The following is a 20,668-nucleotide window of genomic DNA, read 5'->3' as shown; positions in this document are numbered from 1 at the left end:
CCTGCGATTATTTAATAAGTTGATAGATGACTTTGGCAGCCTCGGCTCTCGTTGTAATGCCCTGAGGTACAAATAATCCCGCTCCACGGCCTTGAATCCAGCCCAGCGCCGCCGCTTCCTTCACATACGGCAAAGCCCATGGCGCAATATTCGCTTCATCTGCGAAAGCCGCTCCAGCAGCTGCCTCCGGTTCGCCCGCATGGAGCCGATAAGCCTTCATCAGCATCGTAACGAGCTCCTCCCTCGTAAGAGGACCGCTGGGATCAAACGCAGTTTCGCTTTTGCCTGAGACGATACCGGCTTTGTTTGCAGCGGCAACTGAGTCCGCGTACCAGTTGTCTTCCGCAACGTCAGCGAAATGGTTGTCGCTTCGCTCTGTAAGCCCTAGCGCCCGAACGAGCATCGCCGTAAATTCAGCTCGCGTAACCGCACGGTTTGGCTCAAACGTCTTCGGCCCCGTTCCTTGAATAATTTGTTTGGTGAACAGCGCTTCAACCGCTTCAAAAGCCCAATGTCCCGCTGCCAGATCAGCGAATCGCTGCGTGGCGGCTGGGGGATTGCCTGGATTGGTACCGGGATTAGCTCCTTGGCTCGTTCCGGGATTCGTGCCGGGGCCTGTTCCGGGATCAGTACCGGGATTCGTTCCTGGACCGGTGCCCGGATCTGTGCCGGGATTCGTTCCTGGACCGGTGCCCGGATCTGTGCCGGGACCCGTACCTGGGCCAGTGCCCGGATCTGTGCCGGGGTTCGTGCCCGGATCAGGCGGAAGCACTCGCACAATATTTACGTAATCAAAGGAGTCATACAGCGATGTGTTTTTCGAATCGGCCGTCCCTTTGGTCCACTGAATGTAATTGTCTCTGCCATTCTGGAAATCCGCATCGTTCACCGCTATGTTGAAGCCGATTTTCCCTCCCAGCGCCGGAGCGAGATCCTTGACATAAGCAGCTGGAATTTGCAGCTCGTAATAGGTTTTATGCGCGGCTTCATCCCGGATAATGCTTATCGGGATATTGTTCATCTCTCCGCTCGGATTAGGCTGTGTGGAGCTAAATATGTTCAGCATGAGCCGGCCGTCATCCGCCAGAGCAAAGCCCCACTCCACATCATCTGCGCCGTAAGGCGACTCCCGGTTATTCAAAGGATCAAGCGTAATCTGAACGGAATCGTTCTTCCATAGATTCGCCGCATTTTCCGATTGCTTATGGATGTTGTCCGTTACGGCAATCGCGAAATACAGGCCTTGTTCATCCCATTTGGCATAGGCCGTCGCTTCCAGATTGTCCGGGTCAGCGAATCCGGTCGCGTTCTGTGCCTTGGTGCGCAGATGAATCGGGAACGCATCGGCCCAATCGGAGAGGTCCCCGTCGATTACGATTCCGCTATTGCGCTGAACGAGATTGAAATCGACCGGAAGCTCCGTATCATGGAAGATCGTCTTGTTGTGGACCGTGTCCTCGACGTTCAAATCGACTGTATACTGATGGAAAGCATGCGTCTCACCGTACGTCCAGCGGAAATTGAGCTGAACCTGATCGCCTTTGCGCAACCCGCTGAAGCTGTCCGTTCCGATCGGCTCGAGTGCGATGCCATCCGGACCGATAATAGACACCTTGCCCGTCTTCTCGAAGGAAGACGTACCGGTCAGCCGGACGGACAGCATCTCCAGCTCATCCACCGGTTTCTTCACCGGAATAACCTTGACGTCAAGCCCGTCCTCGACCGTTAATTGCACCTTTTTCGAATCGAATACGACGCCGTTGTATTCGATTTCCACCGTCAGCTCATATCGTCCCTTCAGAGCGTCCTCCGGCACCTGAACCGGATAGGCACGTTCGAGTGAACCACGCTGCGGGATCGTGACCTGCTCGGATAAAATGCCGGTTTGAGACGCCTCCCAGCCTGCCGGCAGTTTCAACCGCACTGTCACTTCCTGGGCTGCATCCGTGTCATTGACGAGCGAAAGATTCAGCGTATTGGCATAACCGGCTTCTCCGTTTGCCTGCGTCGGCACGACGTTGGCCATCACGCCGATAAACTTGGCCGGCTCTGATTCAATCATCGCCTCAGCAGCTCCCGAGAATTGGCGGGCTAACAAATTGTACGCATAGCTTTCAGCGAAGCTGCCGCGATCATAGGCGGCTTGCGCCAATCTGCTATAGCGATTCAAGCGGAGCACAGCCGATGATGAGACGGGCATGATGCCGTACTCGCCTTTTTTCGAATAGAATGCGTTGTTGGCTTGCTGCACCACAGACGCGTTGTCCAGCGAGTTGCCGCTAATGCCTTCCAAAGCATAACTCAGCATAATTGAGGCGCTTTCCGCCATATTGTAAAGCGCCTCCAGCGCCACATAAGCTGGAGCGGAAGCCAGCGAACCGGCTTTGACTCCCTCCGCGATATCCGCCATCAATCCGTAACTATCCGTTATGCCTTGCTCCATTGAAGCCGTTTGACCACCGTTGCTTGCCGCCGTTCCAAGCAGCGCTGCTATCCGGTTCAATTCCGTCAGAAAGCCATTGATTTCCGCTCCATTGTCCTCTGTACGCAGCTTATTCAGCTTAGCGGTTACTTCCGCTTTCTTGCCGTTCAACAGTTGGACGGCCGCGCCCAATACGAATGATTTTGGGGCACCCGTTATATAAAGCGGCGAACCAGATACGGTAAGCTGCAGCTTTCCGCCTGCTTCTGTGGCCGGGATTGATGCGCCGTTAATATCGGTCAGCTCCAGTCCAGATGCGCCGAAAGGAAGCGCAACCGTACTAACAGGAGGATTCACAGCAGGGTTATCCTTGTGATCCGCCATTTTCCAAGCGACAATTACCGGCTCATCTCCGTTCAGAAACAGCTGCACGGCAACCTTCGCATCCCCTGCATCCCATGTACCGAGATACCGGGCTTTATCCAGCTTCGTCATCAGCTGGTTGACTGCGGCATAAGCGAGCTTCGGCCTGCCGTCATTGTCGGTAATCCCCCAGAAAATATCGTAGTAGCGGTCATCCGTACCGTCGTTTTTGTAGTTGTAGTACTCGTAAGCTTTCACTTGATCGGTGATCATATAGTTTAGAAAAGCCCGAACGATATAATCCCGCTGTACCGCCTCGGATACCGATGGGTAGCCTGCATTCGCAGTCGGCCATCCGCCCTCTGTCAAGTAATAATCCTTCCAGCCCCCGTAAGCGTTAACCAGATCCTTAACACCGTTCATTAAGTTTTGCAGATTACCATCCGGCATCGAATTGTACACGTAAGGATGGTAAGAATAGGCGTCGGCATAGTCGAAGGAGCCAAGCTCCAGCTCTTTCGGCAGTACGCTGAGTACGCTGGAGGTGTGGTCGCCTGCGAGCAGCATGGCGTTCGGATCGGCTTTTTTCATATTCAAATAAGTAATCTTCTGCAACTGTACGAATTCGGCAGGAATGTACGGCTTCGCGAACAGCTCAGGCTCGTTCGGCATCTCCCATTGCCGGATTTGATCCTTATACCGGTTGACGGTCTGATAGACGAAGTCGCCCATCGCTTTCAAGCCAGAGGTCGTATTCACCGTTCCCTCCTGATAATAAGGATTGCGGTCGATCGCAAGTCCCGTAATCTGGTTAAAGCCATAGGAGAACAGCTTATTCAGCTTGGCATCCACGCCGCTGTAATCGTAGATCGGATTGCCCGAAGCATCTTTCTTGTTCTTATCGACTTCTTCCCATGTAATGCCGGATCGATGATGGCGGGCGCCCAGCTTGCGGGCACCATCGATGATATCGTCTTTCCAGTTCAAGGAATAATGGGTATTGAGGCCAAACTTGCTTTCATTGTCGAGATCAAGCCCCTGAACGGGAGCCGCTTCATTAACGACCACGATCCGCATCCGTTTCGTCTTGCCCGGAACAGAACTTCCGTCCACTGCAAATTCCGCAGTGACATCGAAGGTGCCAATCCCGTTCAGCCCTGAGCCAAAATCCACCGTGTCGCTAAGCTTCTCATGGCTGTTCAATTCATAGCTTTTCGTGCCTGAAGCGACCGTCTCCTTGCTGCCGTCTGCGCGCCGAACCGTATAATCCATCCGGAATTGATGCGCTCCTGAGCCTGCATCGAGCGCCAGCATCAGCCCCGGCGATTCCGACAGCGAGTAAATACCTGCGTAGCTGCCAGATGGCTGAAGATCGATGACATAAGGCGCCGAAATCGGCTCGATGGCAAATTGGTCGATCATCAGATTGATTCCGCCAACGACATTCCATTGGAAGTAGCCTTTGATTGGCGCGAGCGAATCGGAGTCGTCTCCGCCCGCCGCTTCTTGACCGTCGATAAACAATTTATGCGTGATACCGCTTACATAAATTTCGTAATCATGCCACTCATCCAGCATGGACTTCACATAGTTGGCAATATAGTAGTTGCCGCCTAGCGTCGTTTTGCGCATAATAAAATATTTCGAATTATGGGTCGCCCATTCCACCGCGTTGTTGTTCATGTCATCCAGAGCCCGATAACGGAAACGCCATGTGTTCTGTACGGCATCACTGGTCCGCTCATACTTCGCCCGGAATTTGACGACAAAGTTATCTGCGTTCTGGTACATCGGAAGATTAAGTCTGGCGCTGCCCGAACCGTTAAGGTTAAGCACTTTGTTGCCATCCTCAAGTGCGATAACCTTCGTATTCCCGCCAATCGTCCAGCCTGCAGGAGCTGTATTCGCCTGCGTATCCTCGAAATCATTCCAATAGGGCTCCAGCGCATTTACGGCTACGGTGATCTCCCCGGTTTCAGGAAAACGGGCCGTGTTGCCATTCCCGTCTTCAGCCTCAATGTGATAGCGTATCTGATCCGCCACATTCGTACCAGGAATGACTGCCGAGTACGACCCGCTTCCAATCCGGTTTGCCGCTAGCTTACTAGCCGACGTATCATCTCCGTAAGCGTAATAGACGGAAGCCGTTACCGTCGTATCACGCTCCTCCGCAGTGAACAATACAGGCAGATCGGCATAATAAGGAACGGCAGCAGCCGCACTATGTCCGATCGTGAATGCCGCAGGCGCATCGGCCGGCGGACTTATCGTTAAGCGGTCAACGTTCAAATAAACCGCGCTGCCCGCCGTTAAGCTTTTGACCGAAAAACCAACTCCCCCTGCTGTCAGGTCCGGGTCCTGGAAGATTGTGATCAAGCTGCCGTCGATAGAGAGCTTGAACTCCCCGCCAACAACCTCCAGCTTATAGGCATGCTGACTCGTCAAGTTGAAGCCAGGCAGGACGGCCGCGATATTGACCGGTGCGCCTACGATAACGGAAGCGGATGAATTCGGGTATTTCCACAGCTCTACAAAACTCGTGTTTTTAAATTCCAGAAAGTAATAGCTAGTTCCTGAAGAATAGCGGAACATCGAGCGGAACCGGTCTCCCTTAGCCGAGAAATCGATCACATAATCCTGAGTTGTATAAGGGAATACCGACGGCTTCAGCACGGCGCGCTGGGGAGCCGTGGAGGTTGTCGTTCCGACCAATTGTGCGGCCTCTCCGCTGCCTTGCGTCGTCCAAGCGGTGCTGCCGAACAAATCCCATTTGCCCAGACCCTGTCCAAAGCCCTCATCCACAAGCGGAGTTTGCACAGCCGCACTTGCCGTGCTTGCCTCGCTAGCTGCGCTTGCGGGACTTGGCCCCGGCCAGCCTTGTATGCCTAACGCAACAATAAGCAGCATGGTTAACCATTTTTGGCTTCTTCTCACGTATCATTCACCCCCGAGATTGGTCAAAGAGCCTCCTTCCGCCTGCAATTGCAGTACGGAAGGAGGCTAAAGCGATTCGGATTGCAAGACGTTTTAGTTGCCCGCCTTTTTCTTAAACGATTCTTCCAGCTCCTTCAAAATTTGATCCCCGCCTTGGGACTTCCATTTGACGGTAAACTCGTCGAATTTTTTGATGTCCGCACCCATGATGATCTGTGTAAATACGGAGTCGCGCATCGTGTTCAGCTCCACGAGCTTGGCGATCTTCGTCGGCGATTCCAAATAGTTGGAGGCGTCCGTAATTTGGTACTTGTTGTTGATCGCTACATCAAGCGCCTCGGAGGCTCTCAGCGGCAGCGATTCCAAATAACGCGGCCAGCCTTTCAAGCCAGGAGCGAACAAGTAGCTTTGAATGCCGCGGAAGTTGCCGTCCTTATCCTGCATCGTCTGCGGATCAACCAGATCGGTTACCGATTTCAGCAGGCCGTTCTCCAGCTTGTAGTCGGCGCCTTCAATGCCCCATACCGTCAGCATTTGATTCTCTTCCGACAGCGATTCTTCAATGATCGCAAGCACTTTTTTCGGATCTTTCGTTTTCGCGCTGATCGCGTTTATTTGCGAGAATGGCGCACCCATTGGCGCTACTGCCGTACCATCGGCTCCAACAAGCGAACCTGTCAGCGTCAAATATTTGTAAGGCTCGGTGCTTTGATCCGGCAGCGTGCCGTCAGCCGCCAGCTCGCCTTTCTTAACCAGCTCGCTCGTCTCTACCATCGTGTCGTAGCCATTGGCCGTCGACCACCAACCCATCCAAGAGAACAATTTGCCGTTGTACAGCTTCGTACGCAGCTGCTCTTCCTTGATCGTCGCAAACTCCTTGTCGATCAAGCCTTCGGCGTACATTTTTTGCAGGAACAGCAAAGCATCTTTCATTCGGGGATCGATATCATAATTGCTGAATTTGCCATCCGTCTCTGTAAAGAAGCCCGGCGTTACGCCAAACGCACCGAAAATATGGTCAAAGGAGTTGTTGGCGTATTTTTGCTCCCCGATTTGCGCTGTATAGCCGCCGAGAGGAATTACGTCCTTCTTCTCTGCTTTTATTTTTTTGAGCGCATTGTAATACTCATCGAGCGTTTGCGGCGTTTGTGTGCCGATTGACTCCAGATAATCCTTACGCATCACCAGATCCCAGCGATAGCCCGCTCCCGGTCCGCCTTGATAAGGGATACCGTAAATTTTGCCGTTCACTTTGGCTTGCTCGAATACTTCCTTCGGCACTTCACGCATAATGTTCGGCGTGTCCTGCTCGTTGATGAGATCCGTCAGATCAACAAACGCGCCTTGCTGCGCATACTTCTGGAAGTCATCGACAAAATCGATGCGGACAACGTCCGGAATGTCGCCGCTGGACATTTTCAGATTAAGCTTCGTTTTGTACTGCTGAACATCGACCATCTCCGGGATAATCTTAATGTTGAGCTTTTCCTCGATCGCTTGCTTGACTACGTCCTTCGCCGGGTCATACGGCTTGGAGATGTCCTGTGCCTTCAACCATTTGAACGTGTATGGCGCTTCCGCCTCCGGTGATGCCGAAGCCGTCTCCGTTGCTGCGGGCGAAGACGCCGGTGATGCGGACGGGCCTCCGTTATTTGATCCGCTGCAGCCTGTCACCATCATGATCCCTGCCAATAATGCGGCGAACACGCCTGCTTTTTTTGTCTTTAACATGTACCACTGACCTCCTCTTAGATTCGCTTGATTATATTTACCCTGTTGGGGATAAACCAAAGTTCTAACCCTTAACGGAACCGATCAGCATGCCCTGTTCAAAAAAGCGCTGAACGAACGGGTAGATGATCAGCATTGGCAGCGCCACGATAACGATCGCCGCCATCTGAATGCCGATGGTCGGAGGCGGAGCGGAGCCTGCTTGCTCCAGCAATTCCGGCGGCAAGCTGGAGCTGGCGATAATCGTTCGGAGAACGAGCTGCACCGGCGCTTTATGCCAATCCGTCACATACAGCATGGCGTTGAAGAAATCATTCCAGTAGACGACCAGATACAGCAATCCAACCGTTGCGATAACCGGCAAGGACAGCGGAAGAACGATTTGCCACAATATTCTGAATTCTGATGCCCCGTCAATAGCTGCCGATTCACGCAAGCTTTCCGGAATGGCTTCAAAGAAAGATTTCATAATGATCATGTTGAAGGCGCTGAAAGCCATAATGAGAATCAGCACATAGTTCGTATTGAGGAGCCCCAGCTCTTTGATCGTAATATAGGTTGGGATCATCCCGCCCCTGAACAGCATCGTGAAGACGAAGAACAGAACGAGTATTTTTCGGCCAGGCAGCCTTTTCTCCGCCAGCGCATACGCCGCCGTTACGGTCAGGAACAGGGCAAGTGCTACGCCGCCCGCCGTATTGCGGATCGTATTCCCGTAAGAGGTATAGATCATCGAGCCCTTTTTGAGCAAATACTCATAATAATCAAAGCTGATCGTGCTCGGGAACAACACCATGCCATCCTTCGAGCTAAAGATCGAATAAGGCGTAACCGATACGGAAATGACGTACCAGAACGGAAGCACAATAATGATGGTCAAAATCGTTAAAACAATATAATTGCCGGATACAAACACTTTCTCGCCTTTCGAAAGCTTCATTCGCTCTCTCTCCCCTCGTCAGAAAATACCGGAATCATTGATGCGCTTGGCGATATGGTTGGCGACCAGCACCATGACAAGTCCGATCACGCCTTTGATCACATCGGCTGCGGCAGCCAAGCTCAAGCTGAATTGCTCGATGCCGACGCGGTAGATGTACGTATCGAGAATGTCCCCTACCTCGAAGACCATCGGATTGTACAGGTTAATAACCTGATCCAGCCCTGCGCTCATGATATAACCGACTCTGAGAATGAAGATGACGATGATGGTGCTTGTAATGCCCGGCAGCGTAATGCGGATAATGCGCTGGAACCGGCTGGCGCCATCCATAATGGCCGCTTCGTACACCTCCGGGTTAAGCCCGGCGATAGCCGCGATGTAAATGATGGCTGCCCAGCCCATTTCCTTCATCGCATCTGTAATAACGAGTATGGCGCGAAAATAGGCGGGCTCCACTAGCAAGTAAGCCGGGTCTCCGCCAAAGAAAGCGATGACCTTGTTAATAATTCCCGTCTCTGGTGACAGCAGAATCGTGATAATGCCGCCATACACGACCCATGAGACGAACCGGGGTAAATAAACGGCGGTTTGCAGCGTTTTTTTGAACCAGGCCGTTCGAATTTCGTTTAATGCAAGCGCTAACAATATCGGGCAAATAAAGCCGCTTATCATCTTATAGAGGCTGATGATCAGCGTATTTCGGAACGCGTTGCGGAACATCTCCGATTCAAACAACATCTCAAAGTATTTGAATCCCACCCATTTGCTAGCGGAAAGTCCTTGAATGGCGTTAAAGTCGGTAAATGCGATGCTGATTCCGTACAGCGGAAGGTAATCGAACAGCAATACCCACAACACTGCCGGAATCAGCAGCACATAAAGCAGCTTATATTTCCATACTCTCCTTGCCAATAGGTTGACGCCCCCGCGTACAGCCGGTTTTGCTTTCGTTGCTCCGGGCATTTCGGCAGTCGCCTGTCTCATCCGGTCTCCTCCTATCCTCTCCTAGCCGGCAGCTAATAAAGATTACATTATAAATTTACCGTTAATTAGAGGGGAGGAACACCGGAGTGAAGGACCTTATAGCAGGGTAAAAGTCTTATTTATTTCTCGTCCTCCTGGAAAACAGGAATGATTCCAAGCTTGAACTCGAATTGCTTCTCATTGAGCTGATATTGCTCCAGAAGCTGCGGCCCGCAGGACGCGGAGCCTACACCGCTCATCGCATAATCGAGATGGACGATCGTCTCCTTCCGCTTCTTCAGCTCATGGGAGTGCAGTGCAGCAGTCAAGTCCTCCGGTGTAAAATGACCCGCGTGGAACGAGAACGCCTCAGGTGCATGGAACGCCAGCCCCATACCCAGCGCATTCGTGACAACCGACCATTCCGTACCGTACCGGGAGCCGTTCTCTTGCGGCATAATGTAGTCCTCGAACATCTCATCGACCGTGAGCCGGTACACGCCTTTACGAACGCTCTGCCTCTTGTCGATGTAGCTCTCATGCGGACCGTAGCCGGCATATTCGACTTGCTCCATGCCCTCCGGCATCGTCAGCCGCAGGCCAAATCTCGGCAAGAACGTCAAATCCTCGCGCACCTTAACGTTTACCGACAGCTCAATGACCCCGGATGAACCGATGCTCCATAACACTTCTCCGTGCAAATAAGGATGACGGATATAGCCGCCAAGGGAAAATTGAACGGCAATCTTCACCGTCTGATCGCCCGATAACGACCATTCTGCCCCGTACACCTTCATCTGGGCCCGATCCAGCCCCTGGTCCGTCCACAGCTTCTTCTCCTGCATGTCATTGTCTGTTGGCGCCCGCCAAATGCTAATGGCCGAAGGAGCTGCCAGCATAGGAACTCCATTCTTGTGCAGCGAAACGAAAGCACCGCCTTGCAGATCAAAAACATAACGGAAATCGAAGCCTTCGATTGTCAGTTGTTTATCGTTCTCTGCAGCCTGTACAGGCCAATGCATTGCGCTGTCTGTCAGTGCCTCCGCTGGTTGCTCCTCAGAAGCTGCAGCCGCAAGCTCAAATTGCTTGAACATAATTTCGTGGCCAGCTTCCGCCCAAATCGTCTCTTCCTTCGTCCAGCAAGACAGGGTCAGCAGCTGTGAGCCCGCTCCCTTAGGCGGGAAGTTGTAAGGAAGCTGAAGAAGCTGCTCTCCATGCGGTCCTGCTTCCAGCTGCCAGACGGTGCCTTGCTGCAGGATTTTCCCGTCCTGCTCTACCTTCCAGCGAATCGCAAGATGAGAAAGGTCGATAAAGTCATAGAGATTGGCAATCCTTACAACGCCGGACTGCAAGTCATGCCCGTCAATCCGAACCGGCGCAATCACCTGTTTCAATTCCAGCAGGCCCGTATGCGGAATCCGGTCCGGCGTGACCAGACCGTCGATGCAGAAGTTGCCGTCATTTGGTTTATCGCCGAAGTCTCCGCCATAAGCGAAAAATGGTTTGCCGTCGGCTGTTACCGTCGCGATGCCATGATCGCACCACTCCCAGACGCAGCCGCCCATCAGCTTCGGATAGCGGTAAATCAGCTCCCAGTAATCTTGCAAATCGCCGGGACCGTTGCCCATCGCATGGCTGTATTCGCACAGGAACACCGGCTTATTAAGACTTTCGTCCTCGCCGTAAGCCTTCATCTCGGCTGGCGATGCGTACATCCGGCTCACCATGTCCAGACAATCATCATTGTCCAGCCCTTTGTTGATTGGCGCCGCTCCCTCGTAATGAATCGGCCGTGAGTCGTCGCGCCCCTTCGTCCATTCCGCCATAGCGATATGATTCTCCGCATAGCCGGATTCATTGCCCATCGACCAAATGATGACGCAAGGCTGGTTCTTGTCGCGCTCCACCATCCGCCGCGCCCGGTCGATGAATGCTGGACGCCAGTCCGGATTCGCGGACAGCTTATGCACGGCTCCATCCGCCCAGCTCTCGGCGATGCCCATGCCGTGGCATTCGAGATCGGCTTCATCGATGACATAGAAGCCATATTCATTGCACAGATCGAGGAAGCGCGGATCATTCGGATAATGCGAGGCCCGAATCGTATTCACATTGTGCTGCTTCATCAGCTCCAAATCTTGTCGCATATGCGCGACCGGAATCGTCTGGCCTAGCTCAGGGTGAGAATCATGCCGATTCACCCCTTTCAGCTTTACAGCTTGACCATTGATACGGAACACACCGCCCTCGATTGCAATACGGCGGAAGCCGACCGGAAAGCGAATGACCTCTCCGCCGCCATATACGAGAAGCTGGTACAGGTAGGGGCGCTCTGCATTCCATAGAGTCGGCTGGTCTAGTGAAAGCACCAGACTGCCTTGGCCGTCCACAGCTCCCAAAGCAGAAGCGACAACCTTGCCTCCGGCATCCAGCAGCTCTGCTTTCGTCCCGACAGGGCCGCTTCCCTTCGTCTCCAGCTCTACTACAAGCTGAGCTGAGCGGTAATCCTCCGCAAGCTGCTGTCTTGCGAAGACGTCGCTTACATGCGACTGTTCACGGGCCAACAAATACACATCCCGGAAAATGCCGGAGTAACGCCACGCATCCTGATCCTCCAGATAAGTGCCATCGCACCATTTCAGCACCATCATCGCTAGCCGGTTGCTGCCCGGCCGCAGATAGTCCGTCAGATCAAATTCAGCCGGAACCCGGCTGCCTTGACTATAGCCGACAAACTGGCCGTTTACCCATAGATAAAAGCAGGAATTGACGCCTTCGAAAACGATATATTGGCGTTTGTCCGACCATGGCTCCCGTACATTAAAATCTCTCACATAGAGACCGGCAGGATTGGCATCCGGCACAAACGGCGGATCGCAAGGAAACGGGTAATTTACATTCGTATAATGAAGCTGGTCATACCCTTTAAGCTGCCAGCAGGATGGAACAAGCAGATCATCCCAGCCGTCCACATCTGCACCTTCCGCATAGAAGCCGTCCTCTACGGCATGAACCGTCTCGTGATATTGAAATTTCCAATTGCCGTTCAGGGTCTGATAGTAAGGCGAGCGGCCTCTTACGCCAGATTTGGCGCTTGCGGCATCCGCATAAGGGATATAAGCAGCTCTGGCCTTCTCCCTGTTCACTTCCAGTACATTTAAGTCTTCCCAATAAGGATTGTTCTTGAACAAATCGCTCACGCTCGCTTTCCAGCTTGTATAATCAGTTGCCTATGCTAAAATTATAAAATCACAAGCACCACTCTCCTAGATACCAAAGCGAACAACATCTAGTACAAAACGGACATTCGAGGTGAATGCATGAACATTTTACAGCTTCGAAGCAATCTATCCTCCATACCTATGGACCCCGGAATACCGTTTGTGGTGTATACGGTCGGAACGGAAAATCAGCCGCTGATGACACGTCTGGAGGGCTATTCGGCCCATCAGTTTTTTTTCACCTTTTCCGGGACTGGCCACTTTCGGCTGTTGAACTCGGATTCCGATTCCGGCTCGAATTCTGATCAATGGAGCCTCGTTCCTCCGGGGACGCTCCTTTATATTCCCGAAGGGCTGCCCCATGAGTACGGCCCAATCGGTGAGGAGCCCTGGATGATCGGCTATGTTACGTTTGTCGAGCAAAGTTACGGCCTGCTGGAGCAATACGGCTTCGGTGCTGCGTTCTTACGTTCCGAGCTGCAGGAGACGGGGCGGCTGTATGAACTTCTGCACCAGATCTGGCAGTATTCAGGGCCCGACTATGATCCTTGGAGGGCAGCAGAGCTGTTGTTCGCCTTTTGTCTGGAGATCAAACGTCAGACTGTGCCGAAAGAAGGCTCTGCCGGGAAGCTCCCAGAGACGTCTAAAGCGTCGCGTTACCCCCATTCGGTCGTCAGTCAGGCCACTCGTTTTCTTCAAGACCATTTGCAGCGGCCGATTACAGTAACCGAGCTGTCCGCTCATGTCGGCTATTCGCCCAAACAGCTTACCCGCTTGTTCCGAGAATCGCTGGACACGACGCCGCTTCAATATTTGCAGCGAATTCGGCTGCATACCGCCATCCAGCTGCTGGAACGGCATCCGGAAATGACGATCCGGCAAGCAGCCGCTCATGTCGGGATGGAGCCGGTTTATTTCACCCGCCTGTTTCGCAGAACGTTTGGCGCAACGCCTTCGGCATTTGTAGCCGGTTTAGGCGGTCAGCAAAAGACGACAGCTAGTCCTTGAAAGCAGCTGTAAAGAAAAACGATTTGACAAACAAAATCCGTCACGTTATATTTAGTTAGCACTCTAACGAATCGATCAGATTGAAGGTGATAAGCATGCAGCAAGAGCGCAACCTGCAGCATCAGTTTCGTATGATTGGCCTAATGATGAAGATCAGCGCCGATAAAAAGCTGGAGTCGCTAGGGCTTACGATAGAGCAGGGACTGGCGATCCGGTACATTGATGGACATGAAGAAGGCGGACTTTCCCAGAAGGATTTAGAAAACAGCTTCAACCGCAAGGGCTCCTCGATCAGCAGTCTGGTCAACAATTTGGAGAAGAAGGCTCTAGTCGTGCGGAAGGCTGATCCGAAGGATGAGCGCCGCAAGCTACTGCGTGTAACCCCCGCCGGGAAAGAGCTTGTCGGAGCGTTTGATCAATATTTTGAACAGTTTGAGCATACGCTGCTGAACGGCTTTACACCCGATGAAGCAAACCTGCTGTTTAGATTTCTTGAACGCATCGAAGACAATATCAATGAAGATAAGATAACTTTTGACCACAGACGTTAATTCCCGCAAATTCTCGTAGTCCCCTAGCTTCCGAATGAAGCAAAGGGGTTATGATCGATATATAGTTAGAACTCTAACCATTTACTTAGAATTCTAAGTAATGAAGAGTAAACAATACATTCCAAACCTAAGAAAGTGGTGACCCGCATGGAAACGGATAACCTCCATTATTTCGAAAAAGCACCGATTTATAAAGCGATCGCTCATTTCGCTGTTCCGATGATGCTCGGTATGTCGATGAGTGTTATTTACTCTATCCTTAACGCTTATTTCCTTGGCACGTTACACAATACCGAAATGCTAACAACGCTGGCTCTTACCCTGCCGTTGTTCGCAGCGATTATGGCTTTGGGCAATCTGATCGGCATGGGCGCAGGTACGTTCATATCCCGATTATTAGGCGAGAAAAGCTATGATAAAGTGAAGCACGTGTCCTCCTTCGCCTTTTATTCCAGTCTTGTTCTCGGTTTATTGTTAATGCTTGCCGGACTGCCATTAATCGACCAGATTGTTCATGGACTCGGGTCTACGGCCGGCTCCTTTGCATTCACTAAAGACTATGTCACCGTAATGCTCATCGGTTCTCCGTTTGTCGTTTTATTTTTCACTCTGGAGAATATTGTCCGTGCTGAAGGGTCCGCAATCATCTCCATGATCGGGATGATTCTAAGCGTTATCGTCAATATTATGCTTGATGCATTCGTGATCTTTGTTTTGCATGGTGATGTGATGGGCGTTGCAATAGCAACTGTCATTTCCAACGTGGCGGCAAGCGTCTTCTTCGCTATCTATATAGGAAGAAAAAGTGCATTTCTCAGTGTATCGTTGAAATGGTTCAAAGCATCAAAAGAAATTATAAGCAACATCCTCAAAATTGGCGTTCCCGTATTTATTATGAGCATTTTTCTAGGTGCAATGGGACTTATCTTCAACCATTACCTTATCGAATATGGCGATCAAGCCGTTGCTGGATACGGCATTTCATCACGGCTCCTGCAGCTCCCTGAATTTATACTGATGGGGCTATGTGAAGGCGTTGTGCCGCTTATCGCCTTTTCCTTCACTGCGAATAAGCTGCGGATGAAGAAAACGATCAGCTTTACGATCAAGATCGTTGCCGCTTTGGCTGTTGTCTTCGGCGTTATCGTCTATTTTACTTCGGATCATCTGATCGGCTTTTTCACGAACGACCCGCAAATGATTGAACTAGGCAGCTATATCCTGCATGTCACCTTCTTGTCTCTATTCATTTCGGGGACGACAACGCTCTTCACGGGAATTTTCCAAGCGACGGGTCAAGGAACAGCCGCCTTCGTCATGTCAATTGTGCAAGGTGTGACGCTCATCCCTGTTCTGTATCTCGCGAATCTGTTGAATGGCTTCCACGGCGTTGTCTGGTCGCTCGTCATAGCGGATGCGGTTGCCTTCCTCGTCGGGGCGGTCATGCTCTATGTGCTGCGGAATAAACTGCAGCCGGATTTAGAGCAGCTGGCGCAATAATATATAGTTAAGCAGCGGCTTGCTTTCCAGCAGCCGGCACAGCTTTAAAAATCTGTACCGGTATTGCTATTTTGCTCGCGGAATTGGTTCGGCGTCAGCCCTGTATATTTCTTGAACGAGGTGAAGAACGTCGTTTTCGACTGGAAGCCGGATCTCTCCGCTATGTCGAGTACAGGCCAATCCGTCGATACGAGCAGCTGCTTCGCCTGCTCCAGCCGCTCCTGATGAATGAAACCAGACAGCGTAATGAGATACGTCTCCTTGAACACCAATCGAACATAGCTGACGGAAAGCACCAAGTAATCGGCAATGCTCTCCAGCGTCAGCATCGGATCATGAAGATGCCGCTTCACGTAGTCGAAAATTTCCGCCGCCAGCTCCTCCTTGCGGTTGGAGGCGGTATGGCTTTGCGCCACATTGTCGATCAGCCGCATGAACTGATTATCGAGCCAATCCCGGACATCCATCAGCGTATCAAATTTTTGCAGCAGCAGATCAACGCCGCCTTGCTCCTGCTCACCCATCACCTTGTTAAACGCTTTCACAATATAGAAGAACAATAGCTTCAGTTGGAACTGACATTCCGAATAAGGCAAGCTTTGCAGTTGGCCGAAAATAAGATCAAGCTGCTCGCGCACCTGCTCCTTCTGCGATTTGCGGACCGCCTGGATCAGCTTCTGAATCCGGCTCTCGTCCAAATCCCACTGCCGCTCCGGCAAATAGTCGCCCAGATCTCCCTCGACGTAAACCTTCTCCTCCGTCTCGAAAAACCGCAGCAGCGTCAGATCGCAGACGCGATCATACAAGCTGCGCATATTTTCGTCGATCGCCGTCTGATGGCTGACCGCCGCCGTCACCTGGATATGAAGCCATTTGTCGATGGCTAACCGAGCTTCCTCTAGAGCAGGAGCCGGGTTCTGATCCGCTGTGCCTCCCCCGATCAGAATGACGAGATGATCGCTGCCGAGATCGACATTTTCGGTAACGAAGCCTTGATTGCCCAGCGTCTCTCCTGCAATATTGCCCATCGCATACAAGAGAAGCTTTCTGGAAGCATAGGCATACCGCTCCGAAAACGATTGGAACCGGTTGATCCGGATGACGGCCAGCCGGATATTACCCGCCAGCAATTGCGATACGTTCCCGTTGCCAAGCTCCTGAATAGCGTTATTGTAGGTGCCCTGCAGCAGCCATTGCCGCAGCACCTCATTTTTGACAACCTCTTGATGATTGCGGATCATGCTGTTCATCTCTTCCATCGTCTTTACCATATGGTCCACGCCGGTTTTAATAATGGCAAATTCCGAATTAGAGCTTTGCTCGGCATTCGCAGCACCAGTGGCGACGGTTTTGCGGATTTGCCCCGCAAGCTGGCTGATCGGCATAAACTGACGGCGTGAATTCCAATACGTCAAAGCCGATAGTATGAGCAGCAGGAAGAAGCACATGCCGTACATCCTAAACATGATTTTATCGATATTTTTGCTAATGTCCTTTACTTTAACGGTGGAATAAAGCTTCCAATCTTCAATATTAAACGCATGAGAATGAATTAAATATCTATTGTTATCATTCACTTGTGCGTTTTGTGTGATCAATTGCTTGACGTCTAAGTCGTCTGAGCCGCCGAGAATGACGTTCTGATCCCCGTCCAGCACCATGATGCTCGTCGTCGAATCATTTAAATTTTGCAGCAAATATTTTTCCAGCAGACTTTTGTCCAATAAAATGACGATATATCCCTGGCTGGCCACTTTGGAATAATAGGCAGGCGCAATAAGCGCAAGGTAAGAGCCGGTTTTATTCGTATGGTTGAAAAACCGCAAGGTGGAAGGCGGATGATGCTGCAGCTGATCCAGCATATCCTGATCCATGAAATCCGTAAACGTATGGATTCCATCTCTGGAATGAATGACTTTCTCCAACTTCATGTTGACCAAATAAGTCGAGTCGATGAAGGACTGCAGGCTCATAAACTTGGATACCGACTTCAACGCCGAGGACATAACCAGCGGATCGCCGTCTTCCGACATCAGCCAGTTGAAAATTTCAGGGTCCTGATAGATCGTGAGCGCATAAGCACGCAGATGATCCAATTGATACTCAAAGCTTTGACTGACGCTGGTCGTCTTAATCTCCATCAGATGATTCACATCGTCGTAAGCCTGATTCGCATATTGCTGTCTCAATAAATAAGAAAACAGAAGAATGATGATGGTGAACAAAATTCCGATAATTAGAAAATTTCGAATGTATGTTTTCTTAGGCAGCAGTCGTCGCAATCCGAACTCCCCTTCTCCTGTTCTTGTTCCCATTCATTAAAACATATATTTTGCAATTCAGGTTGTTCGAATTTTGATTATGAGGTATCAAATCCGCTAGTAGCTGCCTCCGACAACGTCAAAAAACGCGGCTCCAGCCTTATAAAGACTGGAGTCGCGCTAAGTTTTTAATTATTTCGCAGCGAGAAACGCGTCGATCTGCTTTTGCAGTTCGTTCTGAATTTTTTTCGCCAGCGGCGCTGCTTCCGCTTTGAATTTCGCCCAATACTCATTTGGTTCCACAACGCCGTTGAACATTGCGGTATAGTACTTGGCTTCAATGCTGGTGTACTGGGATATCTCGTTCACGACTGCCGTATTGTTGAAAGTGAAGCCAGCAAGCTTATCGAGCGTGAAGTTGTTAACGTCCGCTCCCCACTGATTCAACTGCTTGGTCACATCATCTTGTCCGGCATCTTGACGATCGGTCGCCGGATTCCAAATCCAGGCGAACGGGAACCACGTATACCCGTCATTCAAAAACTTGTACTGGTCGTCGCCGACCGCTTCCCAGTTCTTGCCTTCCACACCGTATGCGAGCAGGTCATAGTTTTCCTTCTGGTTCGCCCAGTCCAGGAACTGAATGGCACGCTCTTTGTTTTTACTCACGGCTGGTACGCTGATGAAATTGTATTGCAGTGCATTGGTCAGCACAGCGCCTTTATCCAGATTCATTAGCGTTACGGCTTCGAATTCTGCGTTAGGATCTACGCTCTTGAGCGCTTGCTGCACATCATTTTTCACGCCGAAATCATTGTTCGGAATAATGGCGGCTTTCCCTTGCTTCGCCAGCTCGCCCGTATCCTTAATTGCGAGCACATCCGGGTGGATGATTTTATCCTGATACAGCTTGCGGGAATTCTCGATCCACGACCATACCATCGGCTCCATCTCGTCGAATAAGTTGTACACTTTACCGTCGTTGTTCTTCGTGTACAGGACGAGCGATTCCGACAACGCCGGGCTAGGCGTAATGTTCGCCGTATTGTCCTTCCAATAATGGCGGAAGGAGGCTTCCGACAATCCCTTTGTTACATCCTGACCGGCTGGGATCATTGGTGTCATATTTGGCACCTTTTCCTTCACCGCATAGGCAAACTTCATCAGGTCATCATAGGTTTGGATCGGCGCGATGCCAAGCTGCTCGCGGATATCCTTCCTGACGTAGTAGACACGGCCTTGCACGAACGTAATACCATTCGGAATGCCCATAATTTTACCGTCAAATTTATTGGCGTCCCACATGGCTTGCGGACGGTTTTTCAATATATTCGGTCCGTATTGCTGAAGCAGATCGTCAAGCGGCGCATAGCTGCCTGCAGCGATTTGCTGGGTAATGTGAAGCCATGGCGCATCAAAAATCAGGTCGATATTCTCGCCGGAGGACAGCGTCACTTGCGTTTTTTGTGCCAGATCGGCCCAAGGTACAAATACGACGTCCAGCTTCACGTTCAAAGTGCCGGCCATCCGTTTTTCCGCTTCCGCTACAACCGCATCAAAATCTCTCGGGCGGTCGCCGGGAATCATAATTTTCAGCGTTACAGGGTCCAGCTTTGTGCTTGCTTCCGGAGCAGCTGCACCATCGGGGCTAGCAGACGGAGCATTGTTTTCTGTCTTGCCGGAGCAAGCGGCGAGCAAACCTACGAGCATAATAATGGAGAGAATAGCGGCAATTCCTTTTTTCGTTCTCATTGTCACATGACCTCCTGTATCTATTGTTATATTTAACCGAGAAACTCGGATAAATCAAGCCTATATCAGCCCTTAACAGCGCCGATCGTAATACCTTTGACGAAATATTTTTGCAGGAACGGATAGAGCAGGACGATAGGACCAATAGTTAAGCATACCGTTGCCAGCTGAATCGAGTTGGATGGTGCCGATACCTGGTAGCTTGCGCCCCCGCCGACATAGGCGGCTACGTTGAGATTCGAGATTAACTGACGAATCATCAGCTGCAGCGGATGCAGATTATGGTCATCGATGAAGAGCAGCGACAAATACCAGTCATTCCAATACAGGATGGCGTAAAAGAGCGATACGGTCGCGATAACCGGCGTCGAGATCGGAAGTATGATTTTGAAAAATAGCTTGATGTCTCCTGCTCCGTCAATCGTCGCCGCCTCGTTGATCTCGTAAGGCAGTGATTTATAGAAGGCGACCAGAATGAACGCATAGAACGGGTTCATGAGGTATGGCAGAATGAGCGCCCAGATACTATCTTTCAGATGCAGCCAGTTGGCGATCATAATATAGAAACCGACTAATCCGCCGCCAAGCACCATCGCGAGATAAGTCAGAAACGCAAGCACGTTGCGGTATTTCACTCTCGGATGTGCAATGACGTAGGCAAACATCGCAGTAATGGCGACCGCCAGCAGCGTGCCTACAATGGCAACGATCAGCGAGTTTTTATAGCTCGTTAGCAGCTGGCTGCCTTGCAGCAAATAAATGTAGGCGTCCAGGCTCCATTCGCTAGGGAGCAGCTGATAGCCGTTCTTCAAGAAGCTGGCCTCTGAGGCGAAGGAATCAGCTAGTACGATCCAGAACGGGATGACGCAGACGGCGCTAAACACCACGATGATGAGGTACGTGAAAGTAAGGAATGCTTTTTCCCCAAACGATTGGTCATTCTTAATTTTGTTCCGCTTCATCTTCGGCTTCGGCTTGTCTTTGGTTACAGGCATGGATGGGTTCGTCATAAGCTAAGC

The 20,668-nt window shown here is 51.2% G+C and carries 11 protein-coding genes; 3 read left to right on the top strand and 8 right to left on the bottom strand.

Annotated features, from left to right (window positions below):
• Positions 1 to 7 precede the first annotated feature (7 nt).
• From IEX98_RS06650 to IEX98_RS06630, 5 genes are all read right to left on the bottom strand, one after another.
• Positions 8 to 5,719: an S-layer homology domain-containing protein gene (locus IEX98_RS06650; protein WP_188888161.1), complete on the bottom strand. Its 5,712-nt coding sequence runs from the start codon at positions 5,717 to 5,719 to the stop codon at positions 8 to 10.
• A gap of 93 nt (positions 5,720 to 5,812) precedes the next feature.
• Positions 5,813 to 7,450 (bottom strand): extracellular solute-binding protein, encoded by a 1,638-nt coding sequence (locus IEX98_RS06645; RefSeq protein WP_188888160.1) that lies wholly within the window; start codon positions 7,448 to 7,450, stop codon positions 5,813 to 5,815.
• A gap of 64 nt (positions 7,451 to 7,514) precedes the next feature.
• A complete protein-coding gene (locus tag IEX98_RS06640; RefSeq protein ID WP_188888159.1) occupies positions 7,515 to 8,390 on the bottom strand; it encodes a carbohydrate ABC transporter permease in 876 nt (291 codons plus the stop codon).
• Between the two features lie 18 nt (positions 8,391 to 8,408).
• On the bottom strand, positions 8,409 to 9,377 hold the full coding sequence (locus IEX98_RS06635; protein ID WP_188888158.1) for an ABC transporter permease: 969 nt from the start codon (positions 9,375 to 9,377) through the stop codon (positions 8,409 to 8,411).
• 119 nt (positions 9,378 to 9,496) lie between these two features.
• On the bottom strand, positions 9,497 to 12,556 hold the full coding sequence (locus tag IEX98_RS06630; protein WP_308421756.1) for a glycoside hydrolase family 2 TIM barrel-domain containing protein: 3,060 nt from the start codon (positions 12,554 to 12,556) through the stop codon (positions 9,497 to 9,499).
• Between the two features lie 120 nt (positions 12,557 to 12,676).
• Here IEX98_RS06630 and IEX98_RS06625 point away from each other — a divergent pair, with 120 nt between their 5' ends.
• The 3 genes from IEX98_RS06625 to IEX98_RS06615 all read left to right on the top strand — a co-directional run bounded on the left by IEX98_RS06625 (position 12,677) and on the right by IEX98_RS06615 (position 15,636).
• Positions 12,677 to 13,585 (top strand): AraC family transcriptional regulator, encoded by a 909-nt coding sequence (locus tag IEX98_RS06625; RefSeq protein ID WP_188888157.1) that lies wholly within the window; start codon positions 12,677 to 12,679, stop codon positions 13,583 to 13,585.
• Positions 13,586 to 13,680: 95 nt separating this feature from the next.
• On the top strand, positions 13,681 to 14,136 hold the full coding sequence (locus IEX98_RS06620) for a MarR family winged helix-turn-helix transcriptional regulator (RefSeq protein ID WP_188888156.1): 456 nt from the start codon (positions 13,681 to 13,683) through the stop codon (positions 14,134 to 14,136).
• 147 nt (positions 14,137 to 14,283) lie between these two features.
• Positions 14,284 to 15,636, top strand: coding sequence for an MATE family efflux transporter (locus IEX98_RS06615; protein ID WP_188888155.1), 1,353 nt, complete (start codon positions 14,284 to 14,286; stop codon positions 15,634 to 15,636).
• A 44-nt stretch (positions 15,637 to 15,680) separates the two neighbouring features.
• Here IEX98_RS06615 and IEX98_RS06610 read toward each other — a convergent pair whose 3' ends face one another.
• The 3 genes from IEX98_RS06610 to IEX98_RS06600 form a co-directional block, all read right to left on the bottom strand.
• Positions 15,681 to 17,918 (bottom strand): AraC family transcriptional regulator, encoded by a 2,238-nt coding sequence (locus IEX98_RS06610; RefSeq protein ID WP_188888154.1) that lies wholly within the window; start codon positions 17,916 to 17,918, stop codon positions 15,681 to 15,683.
• Positions 17,919 to 18,089: 171 nt separating this feature from the next.
• Positions 18,090 to 19,649 (bottom strand): DUF3502 domain-containing protein, encoded by a 1,560-nt coding sequence (locus tag IEX98_RS06605; RefSeq protein ID WP_188888153.1) that lies wholly within the window; start codon positions 19,647 to 19,649, stop codon positions 18,090 to 18,092.
• A 65-nt stretch (positions 19,650 to 19,714) separates the two neighbouring features.
• The gene (locus IEX98_RS06600; protein WP_229692013.1) at positions 19,715 to 20,659 is read right to left on the bottom strand and encodes a carbohydrate ABC transporter permease; all 945 of its coding nucleotides are present in this window, start codon (positions 20,657 to 20,659) and stop codon (positions 19,715 to 19,717) included.
• Positions 20,660 to 20,668: the final 9 nt, after the last annotated feature.

Source organism: Paenibacillus radicis (ex Gao et al. 2016) (genome assembly GCF_014641555.1).
Classification (GTDB): domain Bacteria; phylum Bacillota; class Bacilli; order Paenibacillales; family Paenibacillaceae; genus Pristimantibacillus; species Pristimantibacillus radicis.
This window is presented reverse-complemented; position numbering and strand designations above follow the sequence as displayed.

What these genes read in the sequence shown, in the direction of transcription:
- IEX98_RS06645 (WP_188888160.1), bottom strand. Translation starts at nt 7,450, where the DNA reads ATGTTAAAGACAAAAAAAGCAGGCGTGTTCGCCGCATTATTGGCAGGG.
- IEX98_RS06640 (WP_188888159.1), bottom strand. Translation starts at nt 8,390, where the DNA reads ATGAAGCTTTCGAAAGGCGAGAAAGTGTTTGTATCCGGCAATTATATT.
- IEX98_RS06600 (WP_229692013.1), bottom strand. Translation starts at nt 20,659, where the DNA reads ATGACGAACCCATCCATGCCTGTAACCAAAGACAAGCCGAAGCCGAAG.
- IEX98_RS06635 (WP_188888158.1), bottom strand. Translation starts at nt 9,377, where the DNA reads ATGAGACAGGCGACTGCCGAAATGCCCGGAGCAACGAAAGCAAAACCG.
- IEX98_RS06615 (WP_188888155.1), top strand. Translation starts at nt 14,284, where the DNA reads ATGGAAACGGATAACCTCCATTATTTCGAAAAAGCACCGATTTATAAA.
- IEX98_RS06605 (WP_188888153.1), bottom strand. Translation starts at nt 19,649, where the DNA reads ATGAGAACGAAAAAAGGAATTGCCGCTATTCTCTCCATTATTATGCTC.
- IEX98_RS06620 (WP_188888156.1), top strand. Translation starts at nt 13,681, where the DNA reads ATGCAGCAAGAGCGCAACCTGCAGCATCAGTTTCGTATGATTGGCCTA.
- IEX98_RS06625 (WP_188888157.1), top strand. Translation starts at nt 12,677, where the DNA reads ATGAACATTTTACAGCTTCGAAGCAATCTATCCTCCATACCTATGGAC.